This is a genomic window from Mesorhizobium ciceri biovar biserrulae WSM1271 (genome assembly GCF_000185905.1).
Taxonomy (GTDB): Bacteria; Pseudomonadota; Alphaproteobacteria; order Rhizobiales; family Rhizobiaceae; genus Mesorhizobium; species Mesorhizobium ciceri.
Map to the genome: position 1 here is coordinate 5,880,442 of NC_014923.1, position 22,988 is coordinate 5,903,429.

Genomic DNA, 22,988 nt, shown 5'->3' on the forward strand with positions numbered 1-22,988 from the left:
GGTCAGAAGGCTCAAACGCCGATGTTGCGTGCGATGCTGTCCGCAGCCATGCGCTTTCGCCACTCAAGAGGGCCGGAATCATGAATGGAGTTTCCCTCGACATCGACAGCTGCGATGACAGGCATGTCCTTCACCTCGAATTCATAGACAGCTTCCATGCCAAGGTCTTCGAAGGCCACAAGCCGCGCTGACTTAATTGATTTTGAGATCAGGTAGCCAGCCCCTCCCACCGCGATGAGATACGGCGTTTTGTATCTTGCAATCGACTGTATTGCCGCCCGCCCTCTCTCCGCTTTGCCCACCATCGCGAAAAGCCCGGTTTCGGCTAGTACCTTTTCCGTAAAATCGTCCATTCGGCTGGAGGTCGTTGGCCCAGCCGGTCCGACGACTTCATCTCCCACCGCGCGGACGGGTCCAACGTAGTAGATAACGCGTCCCTGCAGATCGAAGGGAAGCGGCTTGCCGGCGTCGATCAACTCGACGATCCGCTTGTGGGCTGCGTCACGGCCCGTCAGCATCGTTCCGGATAAAAGGAGGGTTTCCCCGCAGCGCCACGATGCTGTCTCTTCCTTCGCCAGCGTATCAAGATTGATCCTGCGTACGCCGGCTGGCCTCAATTCGTCCGTTCCAATTTCGGGCCATTCGCTCAGATCGGGCGGCTGGAGGCTGATGGGTCCAGAGCCGTCCAAAGTAAACTTCACGTGCCGGTTGGCGGCACATTGCGGGATGAGGGCCACGGGCTTGGACGCCGCATGAGTAGGATAGGTAGCAACCTTGACGTCAACGACTGTCGTCAGGCCACCAAGGCCTTGGGCCCCAATACCAAGCGCGTTGATCCGCTCATAAAGCTCAATCCGCAGCCCCTCCTCTGGACTGGACGCTCCCCTGGCAATCAGTTCCACCATATCGATGGGCTCGTTCATGGCCTCTTTGGCCAGCAGCATCGCCTTTTCAGCGCTACCACCGATGCCAACGGAGATCAGGCCGGGCGGACACCATCCGCTTCCAAGGGTCGAAACGGTATCGACCACCCAGTCGGCAACCGAGGTGCTCGGGTTCAGGGTGGTAAAGCGTGCCTTGTTCTCCGACCCGCCGCCTTTTGCCGCAATGGTGATCTCAATCCTATTACCTTGCACAAGGTCAACGTGGACCACTGCCGGCGTGTTGTCACGGGTGTTCATCCGTCGGGCAAGCGGATCGGCAACAATTGATGCCCTAAGCGGGTTGTCCGGGTCGAGATATGCCTGACGGACGCCGTCATTCACGAGGTCTGCGAAACTGGCTGCTGAGTTGATGCGGACGTCCATACCGACCTTGGCGAAGACCACCACAAGACCGGTGTCCTGGCACATTGGCCGCCGTCCGAAGGCCGCCATACGGGAATTAGCGAGGATCTGTCCGATGGCATTCTTCGCCGCTGGACTCTGTTCACGCACGTAGGCCTGCGAAAGAGACCGGATGTAATCTGGAGGATGGTAATACGAGATGTACTGAAGGGCGTCGGCAACGCTCCTTGTGATATCCTTGCCGGCGATGGTCCGCGTTCTATTTCCCACCGATTTCATCCAAATGAGCTGAGACCATTGACCATTTTGAGGATTTGGAAGCTTCGCACCCCCTGTTCGCCGCCCTCGTATCCATAGCCGCTTTGCTTGACGCCTCCATAAGGCGCGTCCGCGGAAACCCCTTTCAGGTAATTCACACTGACAGCTCCCGCTGAAAGACTATTAATCAGCTTTCGTTGCGCATTGGCAGCGTCCGTGAAGAAGTAAGCGGCCAAGCCATAATCGGTGGCGTTGGCCTCCTCGATCGCCTCATCTAGCTCGTCAAAAGGCGCAATCGTAAGGATCGGTCCGAACGGCTCTTCATGCAGCACTCTGGCTTCTTTCGGTACGCCCGTCAGGATGGTTGGCGGCCAGTAGAAGCCCGGCCGGTCGAGCCGAGAGCCACCGGTCTCGATACGGGCGCCGCGTTCGACCGCATCCTTGGTCAGGCGCTGCATGGCCTCGATTCGCCGCGTGTTCGCCATAGGACCCATGTCAGTTGAGGGGTCGTCTGGTAGCCCGATTTTGATCTTTCGAGCCGCATCCGTCATTTGGGACAGGAATTCCTCATAGCGGGACCGGGCGACGAGAACCCTGCTGGGCGCGTTGCAGCTCTGGCCAGCGCACTCGAACTTGTATTCCGAAATTGCCGGGATGGCCTTTCCCAGGTCGGCATCCTCACACACAATAACCGGCGAGTGTCCACCGAGTTCAAGGATGCAACGCTGCAAGTTATTCGCGGCGAGCGTGGCCAGCTGTTTCCCCACCTCGGTCGAGCCCGTGAAAGTCAAGACCTTCACTATTGGCGAACTGAGGAGATGCCGCGATATATGCACTGGAACACCGAAGACGAGATTGACCACGCCATCCGGAATGCCTGCTTGACGCAACGATTCCACGATATGGACAGCTACGCTCGGTGTCTCTTCAGCCCCTTTGAGGATCACCGGACAGCCTGCCGCCAGCGCTGGGGCGAGCTTGCGGGCGATGAGAACGGCCGGATAATTCCATGGCGTAAACGCAGCAACAACACCGAGCGACTCCGGGACGACCATCCGGTTCGGGCCCACCGGAATCGGGGCCGACAGCTCTTCGGCATGTCTGCCGTTCCATTCCAGCGTTTCGACGGCGCGCAGGTACTCACCTGTCGCTTCGGCAATCGTCTTTCCCTGTTCGGCCGACAGGTCCCTGGCTGCGGCTCCAGCCTTCTCTGCTAGAATCCTGGCGGCGGCTACGAGGATCTCGCCACGATCCTTGGCTGGCCGCGACGACCACGCCTTGCGGCTCCGTTCTGCCGAAGCGAGAGCCTCATCCAAATCCGACACCGTCGCCGAAGCCACCGAAGCAAATACCTTCTCCGTCGCCGGATTAACTACCGGCAATGTGGCTCTGCTACCGCCGGCTCGCCATTTGCCATTGATAAAGAGCTGGTGGCTCCTGGCGTCGGACATCGCGCGCTCCACTTGTGTAATTCTTGCCATACGAGTGCCGTTTCAATATCGAAACCGCTGAACTCGCTCGAGCCAGTTTCATCGCGATGGTCGCGGTGGGTCAAATATCGATTAGTGCCGAAATCCATCTGGAATCCAGATCGATCTTTCGAATGGCAAATAGTCGTGCCGTATTTTATAGATCGACGGCTGTCAGGTCGCGTCAGGAATGGATGCTGCCCAGCCGCGGCTCTCTATTAACTCTCTGGCCACCTTGGGGATGATCTTGCGGACCGCGGAGACGGCCGCAGAACGCTCGTCCTTCGGATTTACAGCAAGCACAACCGAGCGGGTAATCACCGGATCAACGATCTTCACGGTCCGCACCAGCCCTTGAGCGGCTTCTTTCTGAACCGCAGACGGGGCGAGAATAGAATGGGCTTTGCCCTCTATGACCATGTTGATGATCGTTGAAAGCGAGTCCACTTCAAACTTGACGTCCAGCGCGCAACCATGTTGTGCGACGACATCAGCCACGGAACGCCTTACATTGTTGTTGCGCATGGGAACAGCCAGCGGGAATGCATGCAGGTCAGCTAGAGATATTGCATCTTCGAAGGGTGGCTCACCGGACGGGACCACCAGACAAAGGTTTTCGCGCGCTAGCACCGTCATTCGCCCTACACTGTCCGCGGTGCGGTAGAGGACCGCCAGATTGAAGCGTCCAGCAGCCATCCACTCCTCCAGCGGGCCAGTCATTCCCTCGACCATCTTAAGGGACACTTTGGGCAGTTCGTTTCTCACCGACTCAAGCAGCAGGCCGCTCAGGACGCGGGCTGCTCCAGATGGAATGCCAATAGTTACCTCCCCTGCAGGGGAAGAAGCTGTGTTGGTCAATTCCACCTCGGTAAGTCGAATTTCGTTGAGGATCGCCCGTGCCCGCTCGAGCAATTTGGCTCCTGACGCGGTGACGCTGACGCCGGTTCTGTCGCGTATCAGCAGCTGAGTGCCGAAGCCCTCCTCTAGTTGACGCACATGCAGGCTCAGCGCACTCTGGGCGACATTAAGGAAACCAGCGGCCTTCGTAAAACTGCCTGCTTCGACCACGCCGACGAAATATCTTAACTGCCTGATTTCCACGGGTACATCCGAGGGTGGACTCCAATGGATGTAATCTATCTCGAAATGCGATGGCGCGATAGCAATAATTGTGCCACGCTGCAGCGATCCAGTGGCGACGCAATTGGATCGCCGTGGTCTCTTGTCGTCCCGTCCGGTCTCTTCAGTTGTTAAGACGCCGTTTGGATATCGGAATTTTTGTTTGAGGTGAGGCGAATTGTGTTTCGAGTTCCGGACGTGGACAAAACCGGGTCGTGGGCGGATGACCCAGTTCGTCAGGAAGACAAAGCGCTACCTGGATTGGCGAAATCGCGCGGCGTTTCTGTTCCAGACCCCCAAAACCTGGCTCTGGTGCTGAAAAAAACGTTGCACGCAAGCGCGATATCGCGGTCGATACGGGATGAGCCGGCCAGACAGCGCCGGCGCTCAGGCGACCTGGATGACATCCGCCAGCGCTGGCCCTGGCCAAGCATCTGTTCGTAACGGCGCCTACCATCGCTAAAGCTCACGGACAAGCCGCCTATCTCGACTTCGTCGTGCAGGCAATCCGCCGATCCAACGACAGAAGGGCTTCGAAAGCCTCCCCCGCCGCTGGGCCGTCCAGCGAACTTTCGGCTGGATGACCCGATGGCGGCGCCTCGTGCGCGACTACGTGCAGCGCGTCGACGTCTCTCACGACATGATCCTCGTCGCCATGGGCAATCTGCTTCGCTGAAATGCCCATCCGTGAATTTCAAAAACGGACAGACGCCCAGCTAGGCTTTCGGGCCCATGGCGATTATCTCACGGGCCCTTCGAATCACCGGTGCATCAACCATCTTTCCGTCTAAGGCGAAAGCACCTCTGCCCTGCGCCGAGGTATCGTTTTGCGCCGCGACGACACGACGGGCCCACTCGAGTTCCTGCTCGCTTGGCGAGAAAGCCTCATTGAATATGGCCACCTGGGTCGGGTGGATCGCCAAAGCTCCGACAAAGCCAAGCCGCCGCGCGTGAGCCGCGGCCTCACGAATCTTATGCGTGTCTGAGAACTCGCCGATGCTTCCTACGAAGCCAAGCGGTAGCAAGCCTGCGGCACGAGCAGCAAACAAAACGGAAAGGTTCGGCGTCAAGAGAAGGTCGAGTTCCGGGGCACCACCAACTGAGGCACTGAAGTCTTCAGGGCCCAGCGCCATTGCAATCATCCTGGGATCGGCCGACGCAATGGCCGCGAGATTTTGCAATGCAGCTGGGGTCTCGATCTGTGCAAGGAACCGGATTTGACCCGGCACAAGATTTCTTTCTCGTTCAAGTTCCAGTACCGCATTCGCGATCTCCGATACCCATTCTGACGAATCCGTTTTCGGAAGAACAAGTGCATCAACACCCGCCATCACTGCTGCATCAAGATCTGCCGCCAAGGGGCGCAAACCACGATTCACACGGATCAAGACAGATGCGCCCTTTCGGCCCACCTTTGCCACGGATGCAGAAAGCCGCTTTCGCGACTCCTCTTTCTGATCCTGGGGAACCGAGTCCTCAAGGTCCAGTATGACGCCATCTGCCCCGCGCTCATGAGCAGTCTCCACAAAGCGCGGAACATGAGAGGGAACGAAAAGCAGCGATCTCCAGCGGGGAATGGACATCGGTCTTTCAATGGCCGGAACGGTGCGCTTCATGAAGATCTGCTGCCGGTTTTAGTGCGGGCTGTGTCAGTGAGCTGGCTGGGCGGCCGTGGGACTGGAAGGGGTCAGAGAGGTTGGTATGCACTCTGTGGGTCGCGACCGCGCCCCCTTGCCCACAAGAGGCGTGCTCATGCTGAGGCGGCTCTTGCGCGCAAACCTGCTTGAACCTCCTCGCGGACAGCCTCGGTATGAGCGCCAAGAGCCGGAACGGGGCGCAGCAACGGGCGCTCAGAGTTGAAGATCGCCGCCGGCGCTATCGTCTCGATGGTTCCTTCGGGTGTTCCGACCTGCACCTTGCGAATGTGTGGGTGCGTTGAAACATCCGCGACTTCGTTCAGTCGGCCATATGCCAACCCGGCCGCCTCGAGCTCCCGCATCGCTTCATGGCAGGATAGTTCGGAAAACCGCCGTTCAATGATCTTATCAAGTTGCGCACGGTGACCGAGGCGCTCCATATTATCGGCGAAACCAGGTGTGCGTATAAGCGCCGGCTGCTTAAGAAATTTCTCGCAGAAATTTACCCATTCCCGGTCATTCTGAACCGAAAAGATGACCTCTTTGCCGTCGGCACAACGGTAAGCGCCATACGGCGCCAGCGACGGGTGTTTCACGCCGGCGCGTACCGTATGGTAGCCGCTATAGTCGTTTTGCAGAACCGGCACGTTCATCCAGTCGGCGATTGCATCGAACAGTGACACCTGGATGCTGGTGCCTTCACCGGTGACCTCGCGATGATAGAGGGCCTGAAGAATGGCGCTATGTGCTGTCATGCCTGCCGAGATGTCGCAAACCGACACACCCACACGGGCGGGCCCCTGTTGCGTCCCGGTGATCGCACACAGACCAGTTTCGGCCTGGACGATGAGATCATAAGCCTTCAAGTGGGAATACGGCCCCTGCTCTCCGAAACCAGAGATATCGCAGGTGATCAGCCGTGGAAAACGCCGACGTAGATCCGCAGACCCGAAACCCAATTTTTCAATACTGCCCGGCTTCAGATTTTGGATCAATACGTCGGCACCGGCAATGAGCGTGTCCAGGACGGCGCGGTCCGCCTCAGATCTCAAGTCCAGACAGACCGACTCCTTACCCCGGTTGAGCCAGACGAAGTAGGCGCTCTGACCCCGCACCAACTTGTCGTAGTTTCTGGCAAAATCCCCTTCGGGCCTCTCGATCTTGATCACCCGGGCGCCGGCGTCAGCAAGGCGAGACGAAGCGTAAGGCGCAGCAACCGCCTGCTCCACGGCAACGACTGTGATCCCCTCAAGAGACTTCTGCATGCGACACCGTGTTTTCATCCAACGTTATCGGCTTGAACTCGACGACGGTTCAGTATCGCCAGCAATCGGTTCTGTTCGTTCCCGACGATGGAAAATCCCTCGTCGACCCCCATTCCCGGCTTTGCGAGCATCATGTCGGCCTGGGTCGCTACCGAAATGTGCACTGAAGCCTGGGCGGAGAGATCTGTCTCGGTACAACTTCCTCCGACATACGCTCCGACCCTGTTTTCCTTGCAGATGAGAACTGCGCGGGCCGTATCGGCGATTGAGCCTACGTCTGGCGTCTTGATTTGGACCAGATGCGTAGCCTTCGCTTCGGCAAAGAGCCGAATATCCTCAAGCGTATTGCATCTCTCGTCCACGACAATGCGGGCTCTGGAACCGCGGTTGTCCAAAATCGACACGATCTCCGCGTAGTTCTCAATTTGCGCTTGAGTCGAACCAAAATCCGCAGGAGACTCGACATTGAGCGCGAAACCCGGAACGCTCTCGGCAACCCTGCAGATAAAGTCGGCGATCCGTTGCGGCTCCAAGCCGATTTCGAGGCCGATCCAGCCATATACATCGAAATGCAGCACCGGATGATACCCCGGGAGACCGATTTGGCGCGTACGCGTTGCAACCCACTTCACGAAATCCATGAACGTCTGGCCGTCGGTGCCGAATTTCTGCCGAGAGTTGATAAGGCCGTGGGGAAGAATGTCCACGCCTTTCAAGATCATTCTGTCAACGTTGATTTCGCGAGCATCGCCGCTCTGGCAGTAAATTGGGACGCGGCACGTGGGTAGCGGCAGATCAAACTCGGCGCATACGATCTCCGCCATTGTCTTGCGCTGAAGGTGGGCGGCTGCGCGAAGAAGCGCTTGGCTCACGCCATATTCAATAGCCAGAGGTATCCGCAAATGCTCGACGGATTCAAAAACCCTCGTGCAAGAATCAATAAACCGAGAGGCATCGACATCAAAAAGCCTCGGCGCGACGACGCATGACGTTAGATCTGAGATTTGGTTAGTGTCGAACAGAGGATCGCGTCCACCGGCACCAGCGTACTGGACGTTCATCATGTCACCCCAAACAACGGTCTCGTCCGCAAGGACGAGCCCGATGCTGAGCGAAGATGCCGGAATACGAATGGACTTGAACCCGGGGGTCGTCGGTGCGCCGACATACATAAAGCCGTCCTGGATTGCGCCGGACCTAATGGCTTCCTGATCGTCATAGAAAAATGCGCCGTTGCCAGGCGCTAGCAGGACATCTTTGATCTGCACTTCGTTTCGCTCGATTCATTCCAGAGCCATTGACGGGCGACGCACTTCCACGGCTACCTGCCAACTATGTGCCATTTAGCGTTGGGTTCGCCAATATAATGTCCAGGACGGAACCATCGCGTTTTGAGATGACCGGCACCTTCCTGGCCTGCCCGATCGTCCCTGAGGTATGGCTTTCGACGCGATGGCGGAGCGAAGATATGGCCAGAAAGAGACACAGTGCGGACGACCCGAGGTCCGTTCCCGCCATTTGGCAACTTCTTCTGGTTGATGCCCCAGGGCTTCGCCAGCGCTCTCAGTCTCTCTTGATGAGGTGGACAGGCGCTCGTAACGGCATCATCCTCGTGAGAGGCGTGCCAAGATGGCTGCTGTCGAGCACTCATCTGGGGGAAACCGTCCATGAGCAATATTAACACCGATCTCAGTGCTGTTGCCACTATTGGCCTCGATCGGCCTCGATCTGGCCAAGCATGCCTTCCAGGTTCAGGCGATCGATGCCGCAGGCAGCGTCCTCACGACCCGGGCGCTGCGGCGGAAGGATGTTTTGACGGTTCTTCGAACCCTTGCCGTGCTGCCTCATTGGCTTGGACGCGTGTGGCTCGGCCCATCACTGGCTCGCGAACTCATGAAGTTCGGCCATGACGTGCGGCTGATGCCGCCAGCCTATGTGTAGGCTTACGTGCGTCGCCAGAAGAACGATGGCTGATGCAGCAGCCATCTGCCAGGCGGTGACAGCGCCCTTCGATGCGTTTCGTGCCGATGCGATCGGTCGGGAACCAGGCGGCGCTCATGCATCAAAAGGTACTCGTACTTGGTTGCCCAACGCACCCAACTGCTCAATACCCCTTCGCAGCCATCTGGCCGAAATCGGGATTATCTCAGCCCAGCGACCGAACAACGCGCGCGCCTTGGATACCCTCGTCACCGAGGGCAACGACATGATCCGGCGACAGTGCGTTCGGCATTGTTGCCGTTGGTGCGCCAACTGAGCGAACTAGCTGTGAGCTTTCAGTAGGTTGTCCATCCGGTCCAAGCCGGGAAAGCTGAGGTTGTCGAAGCTTCAGTGATTCTCGGAGGACCGAATGAACATCCATCAGAACGCCCGTCTGACGCCGCTGCGTCGAGAGGAGATAGCCCGCGACGTTGTTGAAGGCTGTCTTTCCAAAGCCGATGCGGCGCGAACATACGGGGTGGTGGCGCGCTGGGTGGAGCGCTTCCGGGTCGAGGGAAGCGCCGGCATGATCGACCGTTCCTCGCGGCCCAAAACAAGCCCCGAAGCAAACCGAAGTCCGGCACGTCCTCTCTTCATCCTCCGTCCCGCGAAGGACATTCATCCGCCCCTGTCGAATCTCGTTATCGGATGTTCTCCCTTTCGTTTGGTGGACCGGCTATATCACCGCCGTCGCTTCCTCTCGCGCCCAGCGGAACTCACTGCCATCGGACCATATATTCTGTGCATGATGAGGCTAATCTGCGAGCAAGGGCAACGGTCGCTCTTTGTCGGCCCCGGCGCTTAGCGACGTTCATCGCCCGAGCTTTCAGCCATGACCACTTTTTCACCACCGTCAGCAAGACTTGCGCGGCTTCATAAAGTCGCGTTCGCATCATGGAGTCACCGCACAGGGAAACACGTCCCGACGCGATTGTCCTCGCCTGATTGATGCAGCGCGGCGTTAACCCAAGAGCCGGCCTACGGCCTTCGCATTCTTGAAGTGGGCAGGAATGTCGACTGTAGCCTTGAAAGCCAGCGCAACGACAGGTCTGCGCCTTGAGAAAGGCCTTCGCATGACGGGTTTCGACGCAGATGCAGGTAGTCCGGCTCCCGCCAGACCACTGAACAACCATTGTGATAAGGGAGCAGCTTCAAGCCCGATCCGGGCCAAATTCCAGGCGGGGTTCTTCAACGCCTCAACAAGATCGTCCGGATGGCTCGCGACCTTCATCTCTCGGCAAATGCGGCCTCCTTCATCCACGATGCAAACGGCCGTCTCTTTCACGGAGACGTCCAGTCCGGCATAATGCTTCATGCTGCGCTTGCTTTCCTGATGCTTGTGGCTGTTCACGCAGACCACGTTTTATCATCAGCTCGAAGCGCAGCACCTCAAACATCCGTTCAAGACGTGGGGCTAGCCGAATACATGGGGTAATCGGTTTCCCAAGTCTTAGCTATGGAAGTGGGTGGCTGTTCCCCGACAGGATGGAATACGGGCTCACGATTCGCACCGGGCCCAGGCATCTCAGGGAGAACAGCCATGGAAGACTATATCGGCCTCGATGTTTCGATGAAAGAGACAGCGGTTTCCATTCGACGTGAAGGCAAGCGCGTCTGGCGTGGGAGGTGCGCCTCTGATCCAAAGGTCATTGCCGAGCTTGTCCGCAAGCGGGCGCCGGCCGCAAAGCGCGTCGTGTTCTATCGGTGTGGTTCTATCATGCGCTGCGCGCAGAGGGTTTGCAGGCGATCTGCATCGATGCTCGTCATGCCAAAGCAGCGCTCGACATGGCCGCGAACAAAACCGACGCGAACGATGCCGACGGTTTGGCGCATCTTGCAGAAGTAGGGTTCTTTCGTGAGTGCGAGTGAAAGGCTTCGACAGCATGCTGACGCGCGCGCTCGTTGCGGCACGCACCAGGCTGGTCAGGATCACGACCGAACTCTCAAACCAGATCCGAGGGCTCATGAAGACATTCGGACTGCTTGTTCCCGCCGGCAAAGGAAGCACCTTCGAGAGGAAAGTCCGCAATCTCCTTGTCGACCAGGACGGCCTCCTATCGTGCTGCCGAGGCTGGAAGCCTGGCGCAACATGCGCGTTCGGGCCGCGGAACTCGGGCGTCAGCTTGTCGCTGGTGCGCGTCAAGGCCGAGCGTGTCAAATACTCGTGTCGATCGCCGGTGTCGGCGCAATCACCGCGACTTCGTTCGTGACCGCATTGAGGAGCCGGACAACTTCAAGAAATCTCGCCTCGTCGGCGCCTGGCTTGGACTGACGACCCGACGATACCAATCGGGAGAGGTCGACTATGATGGCCACATATCCCGGCGGGGCGATCATCATTTGCGAGGGCTTCTCTACGAAGCTGCGACGTCATCCTAACCCGCAGCTGCGCCGACAGCAGCCTGCGAACATGGGGTCTAAAACTCCGGGAGAGGAACGCAGTTAGTCGTGATCGTCGTAGTGGAAACGCTTGACCGTAGCGTCCTTGATGGTGCGGTTCATGCGCTCGACCTGGCCGTTGGTCCAAGGATGCTTTGGCTTTGTGGTTCGATGTTCGATATCGTTCCTGGCGCAGGCGAGTTCGAAGGCATGAGCCCGGAATATCTCGCCATTTGCGATCGCTTCCTTGATCAGTGGAACGGCCGAACCGCCAGCTCCTGGCGTGGTGAACTGTATGCCGTTGTCGGTGAGCAGGATCTTGTAAGGGACGGCGGCGATCAGGCGGAGCAGAAACTCTTTGGAAATGGCTGTCGGAGCCTTCTCGTGCAGTTCGACGAAGGCAAATTTCGAGGTCCGGTCGATGGCGACGAACATGTGTAGCTTGCCCTGCTCGGTTCGGACCTCCGCGATATCAACGTGGAAGAAGCCGATCGGATAGGCCTTGGACTTCTTCTTCGCCGGCCTGTCGCCTTCGACATCCGGCAATCGGCCGATGCCGTGGCGCTGCAGACAGCGGTGCAATGAAGAACGTGTCAGATGCGGGATTGTCGGCTGCAATGCGTAGAGGCAATCATCGAGCGGCAGCAGCGTGTGCCGGCGGAAGGCCACAACGACAGCCTCTTCCTCGACAGACAGAATCGTCGATCTCGGCTCCCTGGGGCCGGTGATCGGCGGTCGAACTCCGCTTCTTCCACTTAGCGACCGTCTTAGGATTGATGCCGTAGCGCTTCGAAAGCTTCCTCAGGCTCGCTTGATGGGATGGACGGCGCCCGCAACGGCATCATCCTCGTGAGAGGCGTGCCAAGATGGCTGCTGTCGAGCACTCATCTGGAAGGAGCACCGTCCATGGGCAATATTAACACCGATCTCAGCGCTGTCGTTACCGTTTGCCTCGATCTGGCCAAGCACGTATTCCAGGTTCACGCGATCGACGCCGCCGGCCGTGTCGTCACGACCCGCGCGCTGCGGCGGAAGGATGTTCTGGCATTCTTCGAATGCCTGCCATGCTGCCTCATTGGCTTGGAAACGTGTGGGTCGGCCCATCACTGGGCTCGCGAACTCATGAAGTTCGGCCATGACGTGCGGCTGATGCCGCCAGCCTATGTGAAGGCTTACGTGCGTCGTCAGAAGAACGACGCTGCTGATGCAGCAGCGATCTGCGAGGCGGTGACGCGCCCGTCAATGCATTTTGTGCCGGTGCGATCGGTCGAGAACCAGGCGGCGCTCATGCATCACAAGGTCCGCGAACTTCTGGTGGCCCAGCGCACTCAGCTGCTCAATGCCCTTCGCAGCCATCTGGCCGAAATCGGGATCATCGCCGCCCAGGGACCGAACAATGCGCGTGCCTTGGCTATCCTCGTCATCGAGGGCAACGACATGATCCCGGCGACGGTGCGTTCGGCACTATTGCCGTTGGTGCGCCAACTGAGCGAACTCGATGCCGAGATCAGGCAGAGCGATCAGGCCATTCTGGCCCTCGCCAAGACCGATGAAACGGCACGCCGCCTGATGACCGTTCCCGGCATCGGCCCTGTTACTGCCTCCGCGCTTGCGGCGAGCGTCCAGGATATCTCGGCTTTCTCAGGCCCGCGCGAATTCGCCGCCTTCCTTGGGCTCACACCAAGGCAAAACTCCTCAGGCGGAAAGGAACGGCTGGGGCGTGTATCCAAGATGGGAAACCGATATCTGCGAAAGCTGCTCGTGGTGGGGGCTCATGCTGTTCTGTTCCATCGCAAGCGTTCCGGCGATGTGTTGAGAAACTGGGCGGATCGCCTGATGGAGACCAAGCCCTTCAGGCTTGTCGCCGTAGCGACCGCCAACAAACTCGCCCGTATTGCCTTCGCACTCATGCGCGACGAGACACATTATGTCGGCACGCCGGCGTAACAGGAGCATCGGCTAAGGCCGCCATCCGGAATCGAGGGTGACAATGACGTGATGGGGTGGTCGCGGGTGCGGTCATTAAACCGCAGCAACAGGCCGGAGACATGACCGCACCCGCGACCACCCCATCGCCGAAAATAAACCCTTGATCGGCGGGCGCCGTCCAGACATGACTATGCTGTATCGCTCGACGGATCGCCTCTGTCGTTGTGGCGCTCCCATGCAGAATCTGGCCCATAGCGCATCCTTTGATCCGGACGACAATGATGAACCATCAAAGCCTGGGATCAAACACCTAGAGATAACACATCCAGCTCACCACGGCGGGAGCCGGCGGCTCCGCCGTCCCGTTGACAGCATTCGGTTCGTCGGCCTGACACTGAGACACTTGAGCCCGAAGCGCAGCAGTTTGCTGAGCTTCACTTTCGCGGACGGCGCAATTCAAAGAATTGATATTTCTTTCCATCAAATACAACCGGCCCAAGGTAGGAATAGCCCATTGGGGTTCTCGTTTTGAGCGCTCGTATATTCGTGGAGCGTACGAGAGAGACCAACCGATCGATAGATTGGGTTGCGAAGGCGAATTCGATCACCGGCTGAAGGCTTTCCGGCCCAATCCCCTGACCGCACCGGGCTCCGAACAGGAAGCATGCGGTTTGAATGTCGTTTTCACCGAAGCGGCGCAGCCCGGACTTGCCTACAAAGCGCAAATCGCCATTAGCCTTTCGTTCATAGACCATCCAGAATCCGTACCCGTGGGTCTCCCAGTCATGAAGATAGAGGGACAGCCAAGCATCAGACATTTCCCGGGTTGGCGGAATTCCCTCCATGAATTTGAATACCAGCGGATCACAGTGCAGACAATGCAGGGCCTCGGCGTCCCAAGTACGAACTGGGCGCATGAATAAACGTTCTGTTTCCAGATTCATGTGAAATTCCATCCATTGGAGAGATGCGCCAGCAAAGACAGCCCAAGTCAAGGCGGGTAAGGGCGCGTAGCTGCGAATGAGGTGCGTACCTTCGAAGTAGCGCAAGATGGGGCCGTAAGCCTCTATCGATCTCTGACCACGCGTTCGCCGGTATTCGATTGCGCATCCCCGATAGCGTCGGCGGTTAAAAACGAGAGCACTCGTTCCGAATAGACTTGCAAATTGGTTTGAGACAAAGTCTTCTCCTTGGCCCGTGACGTTCTGCGAATACCGAATACATGTGCCGTGCCAACCAGAAATCTATTTGAAAAATAACGGCATAGCTCCAATGCTGCTACGTTGTATGTCTGACATTGTCGGAAATGACGACGCAGAGCGTGTCGACTGCCCAGTGAATTCCGCTTGCTCTTCGTGGATTTGCCCACGCTGATCCTCATGCAGGTCTCGTTCGGCCGTGTCCTATATTGTGACCGGCCGATCAGGACACAGCTTGGGTTAAGTCTGTCGTAATTAATTGGCCTCATATCCGGCAGCCTTGAAGAAGTTTCTGCATCCACTTGGCTCGAACAGATGGCAGATATCGTCGCCGAGAGCTTCGCAGAGAGCGTCGAAAGTTCTGGCCGCCTTCTTTCGCAGCGCGCCTTGAGTTTTGAGTAGGCCAGCTCGATGGGTTGAGATCGGGCGATTATGGCGGCAGGAACAGGAGCCAGGCGCCCCATTGGCGAACCAGTTGAGCGGCGCCCTCGTTCTTTTAGAAGCCGAGATTGTCGAGAATGACGACGTCGACGGGCGACAGTCGGGAGCGAGTTTCGACGCAGCGCTCGAAGATGGCGGCATTGGCCCGGAAACAGCCAGCCCTGCGGCTTCGTGACGCTTGATGGGTGGAGACTCCCGAGCGGATTCCTACGCCGCGCAAGCTGCCAACAATATTGAGCCCAGACTAGGTGGTGCGCTTTCTCGGGGCGCTGCCACCACTGAAGGCACGCACCGCGTTGACCACCGCCTATGCCGCCGGCCTGCGCGCATCGGAGGTGGTAAGCCTGAATTGTTTCCCGGACGCGGCGACAAGCTGGGACTACCTGCGCTGGTGCGGAGGCGGCAAGGAGACCGCATATCCTTCCTATTCGCCAAGGGTCGGAAATGGTGTGATCGACCAAGCGATTAAGTCTACGGCACGCTGAAGTATCGCCGCGGTCTGAGCACGGCTGGGTGAAGCGGCGATGACATGCCCGATGTAGTCTCCATTATCGCCTTTCCTGACGATCGGCGTCTTGGGTTCAACAATAAATTTGACCTCGACGACACCTGGTACGGCGGCCGCCCGGCTGCCGCCTTCGATCCAATCGAGAATGCCATCGCGATCAGGAACTAAGCACCGCGAAGCCACAGTCTGCGAATGCCTTTTGCGCAAATCCCATTCCTCGCCGATGACAAGCTTGATGTGCTCGGTGACGAGATCGACACCGTAAGCCAGTCGGACCCGTTCAGGTTCCCCAACACCAAGACGCGGATTAACCTCAATGACGACTGGGCCACCCTTCGTCCAGCGGAATTCAATATTCGATGGCCCCCAGCCAAGGCCGAGAGCTCGCAGACAGCTCAGCGAAACATCGCCGATACGTTGATGCTCATCATCAATCAGCGGGGCCGGACAGGTGCACTCACGAACGACGAAATACGGTGGCGGGCCGAACTCGTAGGCGCTAATTCCAATGACCTCAGTTCCCATTAAATTAGCGACATAAAGGGGGCCTTGTACGAACTCTTCGACCACTATCCTTGGCGAAGACCGCCATATATGCTTCCCGCCCAACAGATAGGTCGTATGTTCGGCCAACTCATCGATATTGCGGCACAATCGGACACCGATGCTTCTGATGCCTACGGCTGGCTTCAGAACAACCGGCAGGCCAATCTCTGCGGCAGCCCGTTCTGCATCCGTCGCATTCGCTGCTAAGCGATAAGCGGGTATTGGAACGTCGGCATCATCGAGGAGCTGACGTTGAGTGAATTTGTCGCAGCACCGTTCAACGGATGCGGGGTTCGGTCCCGGTAGACCGAAATGTCGGCAGAGCTTGCCAACTGTCGCAGGAATCGACTCATCGAGGCCCGCAAACCCGGTAATGCCGGCAATGTCATAGGTCGCACGCAGCCGCGAACATTCGTGGATCAGCGCATTGAGATTGTCTGTATCGATACGGATTGCCTCGATCCCCTTCGCCGCAAGATAGTCGTATTGAGTTGGATCCGCCGTCAGGGTAATTGGATGAAGACCAAGACGCTGGGCCGCTTGGATGTATAGCGGACCATTACCCATTGACGCTCCAACCATAATGAGTGCTCTTTTTGCCATTGGCTTTAACCCCGACATTGCGTCCTGTGTGGCGGTACGAGTTTGAATCGTCATCTACTTTTTCAGCCGTGCCTGACTCAGACCTTGCCGTGAGCGTATCATCGTCAGCGATTTGCGGTCGCAAAGATCCTGTAAATTTTATTCGAAGGATCTGTTGCAAGAGTTGGATTCGCACGTGAAGAAAGTGGCGAGCTGCTGGTCAGGGTCAACTCAGGGAACTGCTGGATAAATTCTGGGGGGCTTTGCCGCTGCTTTAACGGCGCCCCATAGATCGTTGGCTGCGTCCCCTCTGGCAGCTGGGTGCCCACGGCCTTGTTCGCCGGGTTCCTCTTGCGGGCCTGGCTCACACATGACGATCGAGCACGACTTGAACGGTGCTCTTGGCCGGGATACGCACCTCGCCGGCGAGCTTGCGCACCAGCAACTCGCGTATCTTCATGGCGTATCCTTTGCTGAGGAATTCAGAAGCCCATGCCGGTTGGCTACGGCACCAGCATCGGAGGCATGAAAGAGGTGTCGCCTACTGGAAGAACCGGATTGCTCAACAACCAGATGATCGCGGGACTGTCACGCCCTGTGCCGATTGGCTTATCGTTCCTGGGTTTTGAAGAACTCGAGGACGGAAAGCAAAGCGACCCTATCGGGTTCGATATCACAAAAGCTACGGCCAACTGGTCGTGCAGGATTCACCTGGCAAGATGCTGCGGTCCGGACCGGGTGAAGAACGACCGTCACCCTCTCGGCTCGTTTCTAGAACGATATTGTGAGAACTCTCATGCCGTTCTGGAAGCCACGCGCAACTGGGATGGCGATGTACGACTGGCTCCACCACATCTGCGTTGTGTTGGCGTACCCCTTGAAGGTGAAGGCGATCGCCGACGCCAAGATCAAGACGGACACGATCGACGCGACTGTGCTGGCGCACCTTCTTCGGGCTGATCTGGTGCACCCCAGCCCTCAATTTCCAGATGTGAATTCGGCGCGGAGCCTGATCTTTTGATCTTTGGTGACGACGCTTGGTTGAGATGCTGCGCTCGGTTATCTGTCGAGACCCGGCATACCATTTCTAAAGGCCCAGCCGGACAAAACCGATCACATTGACGCCCGCGGCATTCCCCAGATGATGCGGGTCAACCTGTTCCGCCCGATGCATGTGAAGACGCTAGACTAACCAGCCAGAACGTCGGGCACTGCTGTCGGCACGCAAGCTGCTGCAGGACAAGGCGACTGCCATCGAGAACGACATCCGGGGGATCTTGCGCAATTTCGGGCTCAAGCTTGGCAAGGCCAGTGCCGCAAGCTTCGAGGATCGCATCCGCAAGCTCGCCGAAGGCCTGCCTGACCTGATCGAGGAGCCGCTGCTCCGATCCACGAAGCAAGCTGCGCGCGCTCGCTCGGGAGGATGAGACGTGCCGCCGTCTGATGCGGTCCCAGGGGTCTGGCCGGGGGCGCGAAGATGGCCGCAGGGTCGAACCGGATCGCGGAATTGATGAACGTGAAATTTTAAAAGCCGGAAGAAAGCTAGACGATAAGTTCCCACTTGCCGGTGGGACGCTGGCCCTCGCGGACGATGGATGAGGTGAGTTCGCAAACTTGCTTGTTCCGCTTCGGGAATTCAGCAGAATCTGCCCGATAGCGTTTTTCGCCGCCTGACTCTGTTCGCGCGCGTATGCCTGCGAAAGGTATCGGATACAGTCGGGAGGATGGAGTTCGAGATGTACCCGAAGCGCGTCGGCGACGCTTTGTGATATCCTTGCCAGCATTTCGCTGCGCGACCGATTCAGTGCGCATCGCCTCATCGTGAAGCGCCGGGCAGCTTTATCACTCCAACGTCGTTCTCAAATGCAATTTCAGTTCCAAATGGCTCCGAGAGCTTCTGTAGGCGTTCCAGAATGGCCTTTGCTTGCGACCTGGCAACCAACTTCGGGATGCCACGATTGGCAAATCTCTGGGCATAGCCCAGCTCGATTGGATATAGCCGCAATTCAGCGAGATGATTTCTTTCAAATCGGCTGACTGTGATGATGCTCTCGTAGTAGATCGGTGCGGCGAGCGCGCCCACAAAGCCGCCTGCCCTGGGGTATCCTTTTGTCTCTTCGTCGACCGTCACCTCTGCATCGGTGTCGGTTCGTGGATTCTTGCCGTAGAGGGCGAACATGTCAGCCCCTACGGGCGTCCGCAGGTCGTCGTAGAAGAAATTCCCCAGGCTGTAGAGGATTGGTCGGCCTTTGTAGATCTCGATGCCTCTCAATAGGTGCGGCCCGTGTCCGACATATGCATCCGCCCCTGCATCTATTGTCTTACGCGCAAAGGATTGCTCGTAATCTGGCGGTTCCTGGCTCCAGTTTCCGGGCTCGTGACAATGGTTGGTGACGACGCAGAAATCAGAAAACTGCTTGCCGCGGCGAACGTTTCGCAGGATATCAGCGACATCGCCCGCGTCGGGTTCGTAGCTATAACCGGCCTTGTCGCCAGATTTGAACGTCGCTCCAGCGAGACTAAGCCGGTTCGGGTTCTTATGGTCGGGACTGGGATTGGGTAGCGAATCACTCACGTTCCGTAAACTTTCGAGCATCGTCGGCGGCACTACGATGCTTTCAGTCAAGCGAAGGGCATAGAGTCCCGGCCTGCCCGGCGCCTCGCCGGCGGGATCGCACGCCCGGGACATCGGCGTAAAAGACGTAGTAAATGACACCAGCGCCACCCGCCCCCGCGCCGTCTCTAGAAACCGGGCAGCGCTGGCTTCTGCAAGGTTCTCACCCGCACCCGCATGAATGATTCCGCTCTCGTCGAGGATCCGGCCGGTTGCGCGCATACCTTCGAGGCCCCAGTCGAGTGTATGGTTATTTGCGCGCCCCATAATGTTGAAGCCCATCGCCTTTAGATCGGGTCCGACCTCTGGAAGGCTGACGTGGTACGCACCACCATGCTCGGCTTGTGGGCTTCCCTTGAACGATCGGATGTCGAAGATGACGGATTCCATGTTGCCGAAAGTGGCATCGCCATTGCGAAGGATTTCGGCAATGGCGTGGATGCCGGGATGCCGGCCTTCCATCAGAGCCCGGGATACGATGAGGTCACCGACTGCGACCATCGTGAAGCCGTCGGCAACATTAGTTTCGATCGAGCCGACCGTATCGTAGCCATCAGCACGTCGGGCTGGATCACAACCGTTGTCGTGTAATTTTTTCTCCATATCTTCCTCAGTAGGCTGATTGCTTATAACCGAATCCATTCGCCTTTGTCATTCCTGTTCCCCCAGCTCTACCAGCGTCGCCGCGCCACTCGCACCACAAGCGCTCCTTTAGCTGAGAGGTTGCGATGCTCCCTTTGCGACCAGCGCGCCTCGCGGCCATACTGCCGCCCACGTTCATGGAGAGGGCCGGAAATATCGACTACCAAATACGACTCGACCATGGGAGCGTTAGATTTGTCTTGTATTTTTATGGGCTCCTAATCGCCGAAACCGTTGCAGCCGAGAAATTGGCCGCCGCAGCAGACTGGCCTGTGGCCGGAGCGCGCACGTGGCAGGCCACGAGGCGCCCGTCAGCCATCGGCACCAAAGGCGGTATCTCGGCACGGCAACGCTCGACTGCGAGCGGGCAGCGCGGATGGAAGGCGCACCCGCTCGGCGGGTTGATGGGGCTCGGCACCTCGCCCTCGACCGGCACCTCCAGCCGAACCCGCGTCGGATCCGGCACCGGAGCTGCCGCGATCAACGCCTCGGTGTAGGGATGGACTGGATTCTCGAAGAGCGCCTCGCTCCGGGCGAGCTCCACGATGCGCCCCAGATACATGACGGCAACGCGATGCGCGATATGCTCCACGACGCCGAGGTCATGCGAGATGAAGACGAAGGCGATGCCCATCTGCTGCTGGAGATCCAGAAGTAGGTTCAGAATCTGCGCCTGCACGGAGACATCGAGGGCTGACACCGCTTCGTCGGCGATGATGAGCGAAGGCTTGAGTGACAGTGCGCGCGCAATGCCGAGCCGCTGGCGCTGTCCGCCCGACAGCTCGGAGGGTAGCCTGTGCATCATCTCGGGCGACATTCCGACCTTACGCAGAAGCTCCGCGGCAAGTGCCTGGCGTTGCTTCCTGCTGAGGCACTCAAAATTCTCGACCGGCTCGGTGATGACCTGTCCGGCGGTAAGGCGTGGGTTCAGCGACGAGTGAGGATCCTGAAAGACCATCTGCATGCGACGGCGCCAGGCGCGAAGCGCGTCCTTCTTGAGGCCAGCAATGTCGGTTCCCTCGATCAGCACGCGCCCACCCGTCGGCTCCACGAGCCGCATCAGGAGCCGCGCGACAGTCGACTTTCCGCAGCCCGATTCACCGACGATGCAGAGTGTCTCGCCCGCCTCGACGCAAAAGGATACATCCTCCACCGCCCGGATCACCGGAATGCTTTTCTTGAATATTCCAGCACCGAGCGGATAATGCTTGGTCAGATTTTCGACTTTAAGCAAAGGACCATTCATGCGCCCATCACCTCTTCGGCGCGCCAGCAAGCTGCGGCGTGGCTCGGCCCGACATCACGCAGGATGGGTGTCTTCTCGCGGCAAATATCGATCGCGAACGGGCAGCGTGGTGCAAAGCTGCAGCCGACATTGGGCTCGCGCAAGTTTGGGACGATGCCGGGAATTTCCGGAAGGCGGCGCTGGCGGCCACGCCGCGGATCTGGCACCGATCGCATGAGGCCCTGGGTGTAGGGATGTGCGGGACGCGCAAACAGATCTATCACGTTAGCTTGTTCCACGATCCGGCCGGCATACATCACGATCACGCGTTGGCATGTCTCGGCTACAACGCCCAGGTCATGCGTGATGAACATGACGGCCGTTCCCGTGCGCGCTTTCAGATCGACAATGAGCCGCAGGATCTGCGCCTGGATCGTGACGTCAAGCGCGGTCGTCGGCTCGTCGGCGATCAACAATTCCGGCGAGCAGGCAAGAGCCATGGCGATCATGGCGCGCTGGCGCATGCCGCCCGACATTTCGTGGGGATAATTACAGACGCGCCGTTCCGGATCCGCGATGCGGACGAGACGCAGCATCTCTTCGGCCTTTGCCATGGCCACGGTCCGCGAGACCTTGGTATGGATCTGCACCGCTTCCGCAATCTGGTGGCCGACCGTATAAACGGGGTTCAGGCTCGTCATCGGCTCCTGGAAGATCATGGCGATCTGGTTGCCGCGGATCTTTCGCATCTCCCGATGGGACAGCTTAAGGAGATCGCGTCCGTGCAAGCGGGCCTCGCCGCCGACAGTCCTGGCGGTCAGCTTCGGCAGCAGACGAAGGATAGAGAGAGCGGTGACGCTCTTCCCGCATCCCGATTCACCGACGACGCCAAGTGTCTCGCCTTTCTTGACCTGAAAGCTGATGCCGCTGAGCGCACGGGTGACGCTCTCTTCGCCGTAAAAATGCGTCTCTAGGTCTCGGACATCGAGAAGCACGTCGTTCCCTGCAGTTTGATGCATCTGCATGTTAGCGCCTCTTCTTGGCGCGGGGATCGAACAGGTCGCGCAAACCGTCCCCGAGCAGGTTGACAGCAAGGACCGTCACGGCAAGGCAGATACCGGGGGCGAAGATCGTCATTGGAGCGATGGCAAGATACAGGCGCGAACTGGCAATCATGTTGCCCCAGCTCGGAATCTCGGGCGGCACGCCCACGCCGAGGAAACTCAGCCCCGCCTCCGTCAGGATCGCACTGGCGCAGACGGTAGCGCCCTGGACCATCAGCGCCGGAATGGTACTCGGCAGGATATGCCGCCACAGCACCTTGGGCAGGCGCGCCCCGCCGCAGAGTGCGGCCTCCACGTAGGGACGCTCGCGAACACCCAGAACCACCGAACGAACCAGCCGCGCGACAGCTGGCGTTTCTGGGACCGCGATGGCGACGATGAGGATGCCGATGCCGGGCCCGGTCAGAGAAATGAGCGCGATCGCCAGCAGAATCGTCGGGATCGACATCAGGCCGTCCATGACCCGCATGACCACGTTGTCGAAGCTGCGGCTGTAGCCTGCGACGATTCCGATCAGAAGCCCCGCAAGAGCCGCACACGCCGCCGACAGCAGCCCGACCACAAGAGAGATGCGGGCGCCGAAGATCGTTCGCGCAAACACGTCCCGGCCCAGATTGTCGCTCCCGAACCACATCTCGGCGTACGGCGGCTGAAGGCGCTTGAACGGATCCATGTTCACTGGATCGCCGGCGTAAAGAGGGGCGGCAATCGCCAGAGCGATCAGGAGCACCAACAGACTGCCGCCCACCAGAACCAGCGGGTGCCGCCTAGCCAGACGCGGAATATCGGATAGCTGCAGCCGACCAATCGGCACGGCCTCAACCGGTGCGGAAAGAAGGGTCATA

Annotated in this window: 15 protein-coding genes and 8 pseudogenes; 8 read left to right on the forward strand and 15 right to left on the reverse strand. The window is 58.6% G+C overall.

The genetic code is table 11. From position 1 onward, the window contains the following. Positions 1-11: 11 nt before the first annotated feature. From MESCI_RS28435 to MESCI_RS28465, 6 genes are all read right to left on the reverse strand, one after another. Positions 12-1,565, reverse strand: coding sequence for a fumarate hydratase (locus MESCI_RS28435; RefSeq protein ID WP_013533408.1), 1,554 nt, complete (start codon positions 1,563-1,565; stop codon positions 12-14). Then, the gene (locus MESCI_RS28440) at positions 1,562-2,995 is read right to left on the reverse strand and encodes an NAD-dependent succinate-semialdehyde dehydrogenase (protein WP_013533409.1); all 1,434 of its coding nucleotides are present in this window, start codon (positions 2,993-2,995) and stop codon (positions 1,562-1,564) included. Before MESCI_RS28440 ends, MESCI_RS28435 begins: the two co-directional genes overlap by 4 nt. Positions 2,996-3,187: 192 nt before the next feature. Further along, positions 3,188-4,114 carry a LysR family transcriptional regulator gene (locus MESCI_RS28445; protein WP_013533410.1) on the reverse strand — a complete coding sequence of 309 codons (927 nt, stop codon included), beginning with the start codon at positions 4,112-4,114 and terminating at the stop codon, positions 3,188-3,190. A 734-nt stretch (positions 4,115-4,848) separates the two neighbouring features. Next, a complete protein-coding gene (locus tag MESCI_RS28455; RefSeq protein ID WP_013533411.1) occupies positions 4,849-5,748 on the reverse strand; it encodes an HpcH/HpaI aldolase/citrate lyase family protein in 900 nt (299 codons plus the stop codon). A gap of 134 nt (positions 5,749-5,882) precedes the next feature. After that, entirely contained in the window at positions 5,883-7,034 is a 1,152-nt protein-coding gene (locus tag MESCI_RS28460) for a CaiB/BaiF CoA transferase family protein (protein ID WP_172832172.1), read from the reverse strand. 14 nt (positions 7,035-7,048) lie between these two features. Continuing rightward, positions 7,049-8,302, reverse strand: coding sequence for a methylaspartate ammonia-lyase (locus MESCI_RS28465; protein ID WP_013533413.1), 1,254 nt, complete (start codon positions 8,300-8,302; stop codon positions 7,049-7,051). Positions 8,303-8,741: 439 nt separating this feature from the next. Here MESCI_RS28465 and MESCI_RS33325 point away from each other — a divergent pair, with 439 nt between their 5' ends. Together MESCI_RS33325 and MESCI_RS28475 are read left to right on the forward strand one after the other, a co-directional pair. Beyond that, positions 8,742-8,975, forward strand: coding sequence for a hypothetical protein (locus tag MESCI_RS33325; RefSeq protein ID WP_174299071.1), 234 nt, complete (start codon positions 8,742-8,744; stop codon positions 8,973-8,975). Positions 8,976-9,384: 409 nt separating this feature from the next. Beyond that, positions 9,385-9,582, forward strand: a pseudogene (locus tag MESCI_RS28475) (leucine zipper domain-containing protein); the annotation flags it as partial. A 108-nt stretch (positions 9,583-9,690) separates the two neighbouring features. On the opposite strand, the pseudogene MESCI_RS28480 reads toward MESCI_RS28475, so the two are convergent. Continuing rightward, positions 9,691-10,329, reverse strand: a pseudogene (locus MESCI_RS28480) (transposase). Between the two features lie 225 nt (positions 10,330-10,554). Between MESCI_RS28480 and MESCI_RS28485 the strand changes: the two are divergent. Continuing rightward, positions 10,555-11,464: pseudogene (locus MESCI_RS28485) on the forward strand (IS110 family RNA-guided transposase); the annotation flags it as partial. Here the strand turns inward: MESCI_RS28485 and MESCI_RS28490 are convergent. Further along, positions 11,460-12,198, reverse strand: a pseudogene (locus tag MESCI_RS28490) (DDE-type integrase/transposase/recombinase); the annotation flags it as partial. The pseudogenes MESCI_RS28485 and MESCI_RS28490 overlap by 5 nt on opposite strands. 101 nt (positions 12,199-12,299) lie before the next feature. Here MESCI_RS28490 and MESCI_RS28495 point away from each other — a divergent pair. Then, the gene (locus tag MESCI_RS28495; protein ID WP_013533416.1) at positions 12,300-13,340 is read left to right on the forward strand and encodes an IS110 family RNA-guided transposase; all 1,041 of its coding nucleotides are present in this window, start codon (positions 12,300-12,302) and stop codon (positions 13,338-13,340) included. Positions 13,341-13,756: 416 nt separating this feature from the next. On the opposite strand, the gene MESCI_RS28500 is transcribed toward MESCI_RS28495, so the two are convergent. Next, a complete protein-coding gene (locus tag MESCI_RS28500; protein WP_013533417.1) occupies positions 13,757-14,266 on the reverse strand; it encodes a GNAT family N-acetyltransferase in 510 nt (169 codons plus the stop codon). A gap of 718 nt (positions 14,267-14,984) precedes the next feature. On the opposite strand from MESCI_RS28500, the gene MESCI_RS28505 reads away from it, so the two are divergent. Then, positions 14,985-15,137, forward strand: a complete 153-nt coding sequence (locus MESCI_RS28505) for a hypothetical protein (protein ID WP_155767324.1) — start codon at positions 14,985-14,987, stop codon at positions 15,135-15,137. A gap of 10 nt (positions 15,138-15,147) precedes the next feature. Beyond that, positions 15,148-15,309 (forward strand): annotated as a pseudogene (locus MESCI_RS32830) (tyrosine-type recombinase/integrase); the annotation flags it as partial. A gap of 77 nt (positions 15,310-15,386) precedes the next feature. On the opposite strand, the gene MESCI_RS28515 reads toward MESCI_RS32830, so the two are convergent. Both MESCI_RS28515 and MESCI_RS33330 read right to left on the reverse strand, forming a co-directional pair. Continuing rightward, positions 15,387-16,619 carry an ATP-grasp domain-containing protein gene (locus MESCI_RS28515; protein WP_015319220.1) on the reverse strand — a complete coding sequence of 411 codons (1,233 nt, stop codon included), beginning with the start codon at positions 16,617-16,619 and terminating at the stop codon, positions 15,387-15,389. A gap of 275 nt (positions 16,620-16,894) precedes the next feature. Then, positions 16,895-17,061: pseudogene (locus MESCI_RS33330) on the reverse strand (IS481 family transposase); the annotation flags it as partial. Positions 17,062-17,290: 229 nt separating this feature from the next. On the opposite strand from MESCI_RS33330, the pseudogene MESCI_RS33425 reads away from it, so the two are divergent. Together MESCI_RS33425 and MESCI_RS32840 are read left to right on the forward strand one after the other, a co-directional pair. Beyond that, a pseudogene (locus tag MESCI_RS33425) lies at positions 17,291-17,565 on the forward strand (IS110 family transposase); the annotation flags it as partial. Positions 17,566-17,682: 117 nt separating this feature from the next. Beyond that, positions 17,683-18,062 (forward strand): annotated as a pseudogene (locus MESCI_RS32840) (IS110 family RNA-guided transposase); the annotation flags it as partial. A 352-nt stretch (positions 18,063-18,414) separates the two neighbouring features. Here the strand turns inward: MESCI_RS32840 and MESCI_RS28530 are convergent. The 4 genes from MESCI_RS28530 to MESCI_RS28545 all read right to left on the reverse strand — a co-directional run bounded on the left by MESCI_RS28530 (position 18,415) and on the right by MESCI_RS28545 (position 22,987). Then, positions 18,415-19,815 carry a CapA family protein gene (locus MESCI_RS28530; protein ID WP_013533420.1) on the reverse strand — a complete coding sequence of 467 codons (1,401 nt, stop codon included), beginning with the start codon at positions 19,813-19,815 and terminating at the stop codon, positions 18,415-18,417. Between the two features lie 247 nt (positions 19,816-20,062). Further along, complete coding sequence (locus MESCI_RS28535; protein ID WP_013533421.1) at positions 20,063-21,100, reverse strand: ABC transporter ATP-binding protein; 1,038 nt, start codon at positions 21,098-21,100, stop codon at positions 20,063-20,065. Next, positions 21,097-22,104 carry an ABC transporter ATP-binding protein gene (locus tag MESCI_RS28540; protein ID WP_013533422.1) on the reverse strand — a complete coding sequence of 336 codons (1,008 nt, stop codon included), beginning with the start codon at positions 22,102-22,104 and terminating at the stop codon, positions 21,097-21,099. The genes MESCI_RS28535 and MESCI_RS28540 overlap by 4 nt, the downstream gene beginning before the upstream one ends. Position 22,105: 1 nt before the next feature. Further along, positions 22,106-22,987, reverse strand: a complete 882-nt coding sequence (locus MESCI_RS28545) for an ABC transporter permease (RefSeq protein WP_013533423.1) — start codon at positions 22,985-22,987, stop codon at positions 22,106-22,108. Between the last annotated feature and the right edge of the window lies 1 nt (position 22,988).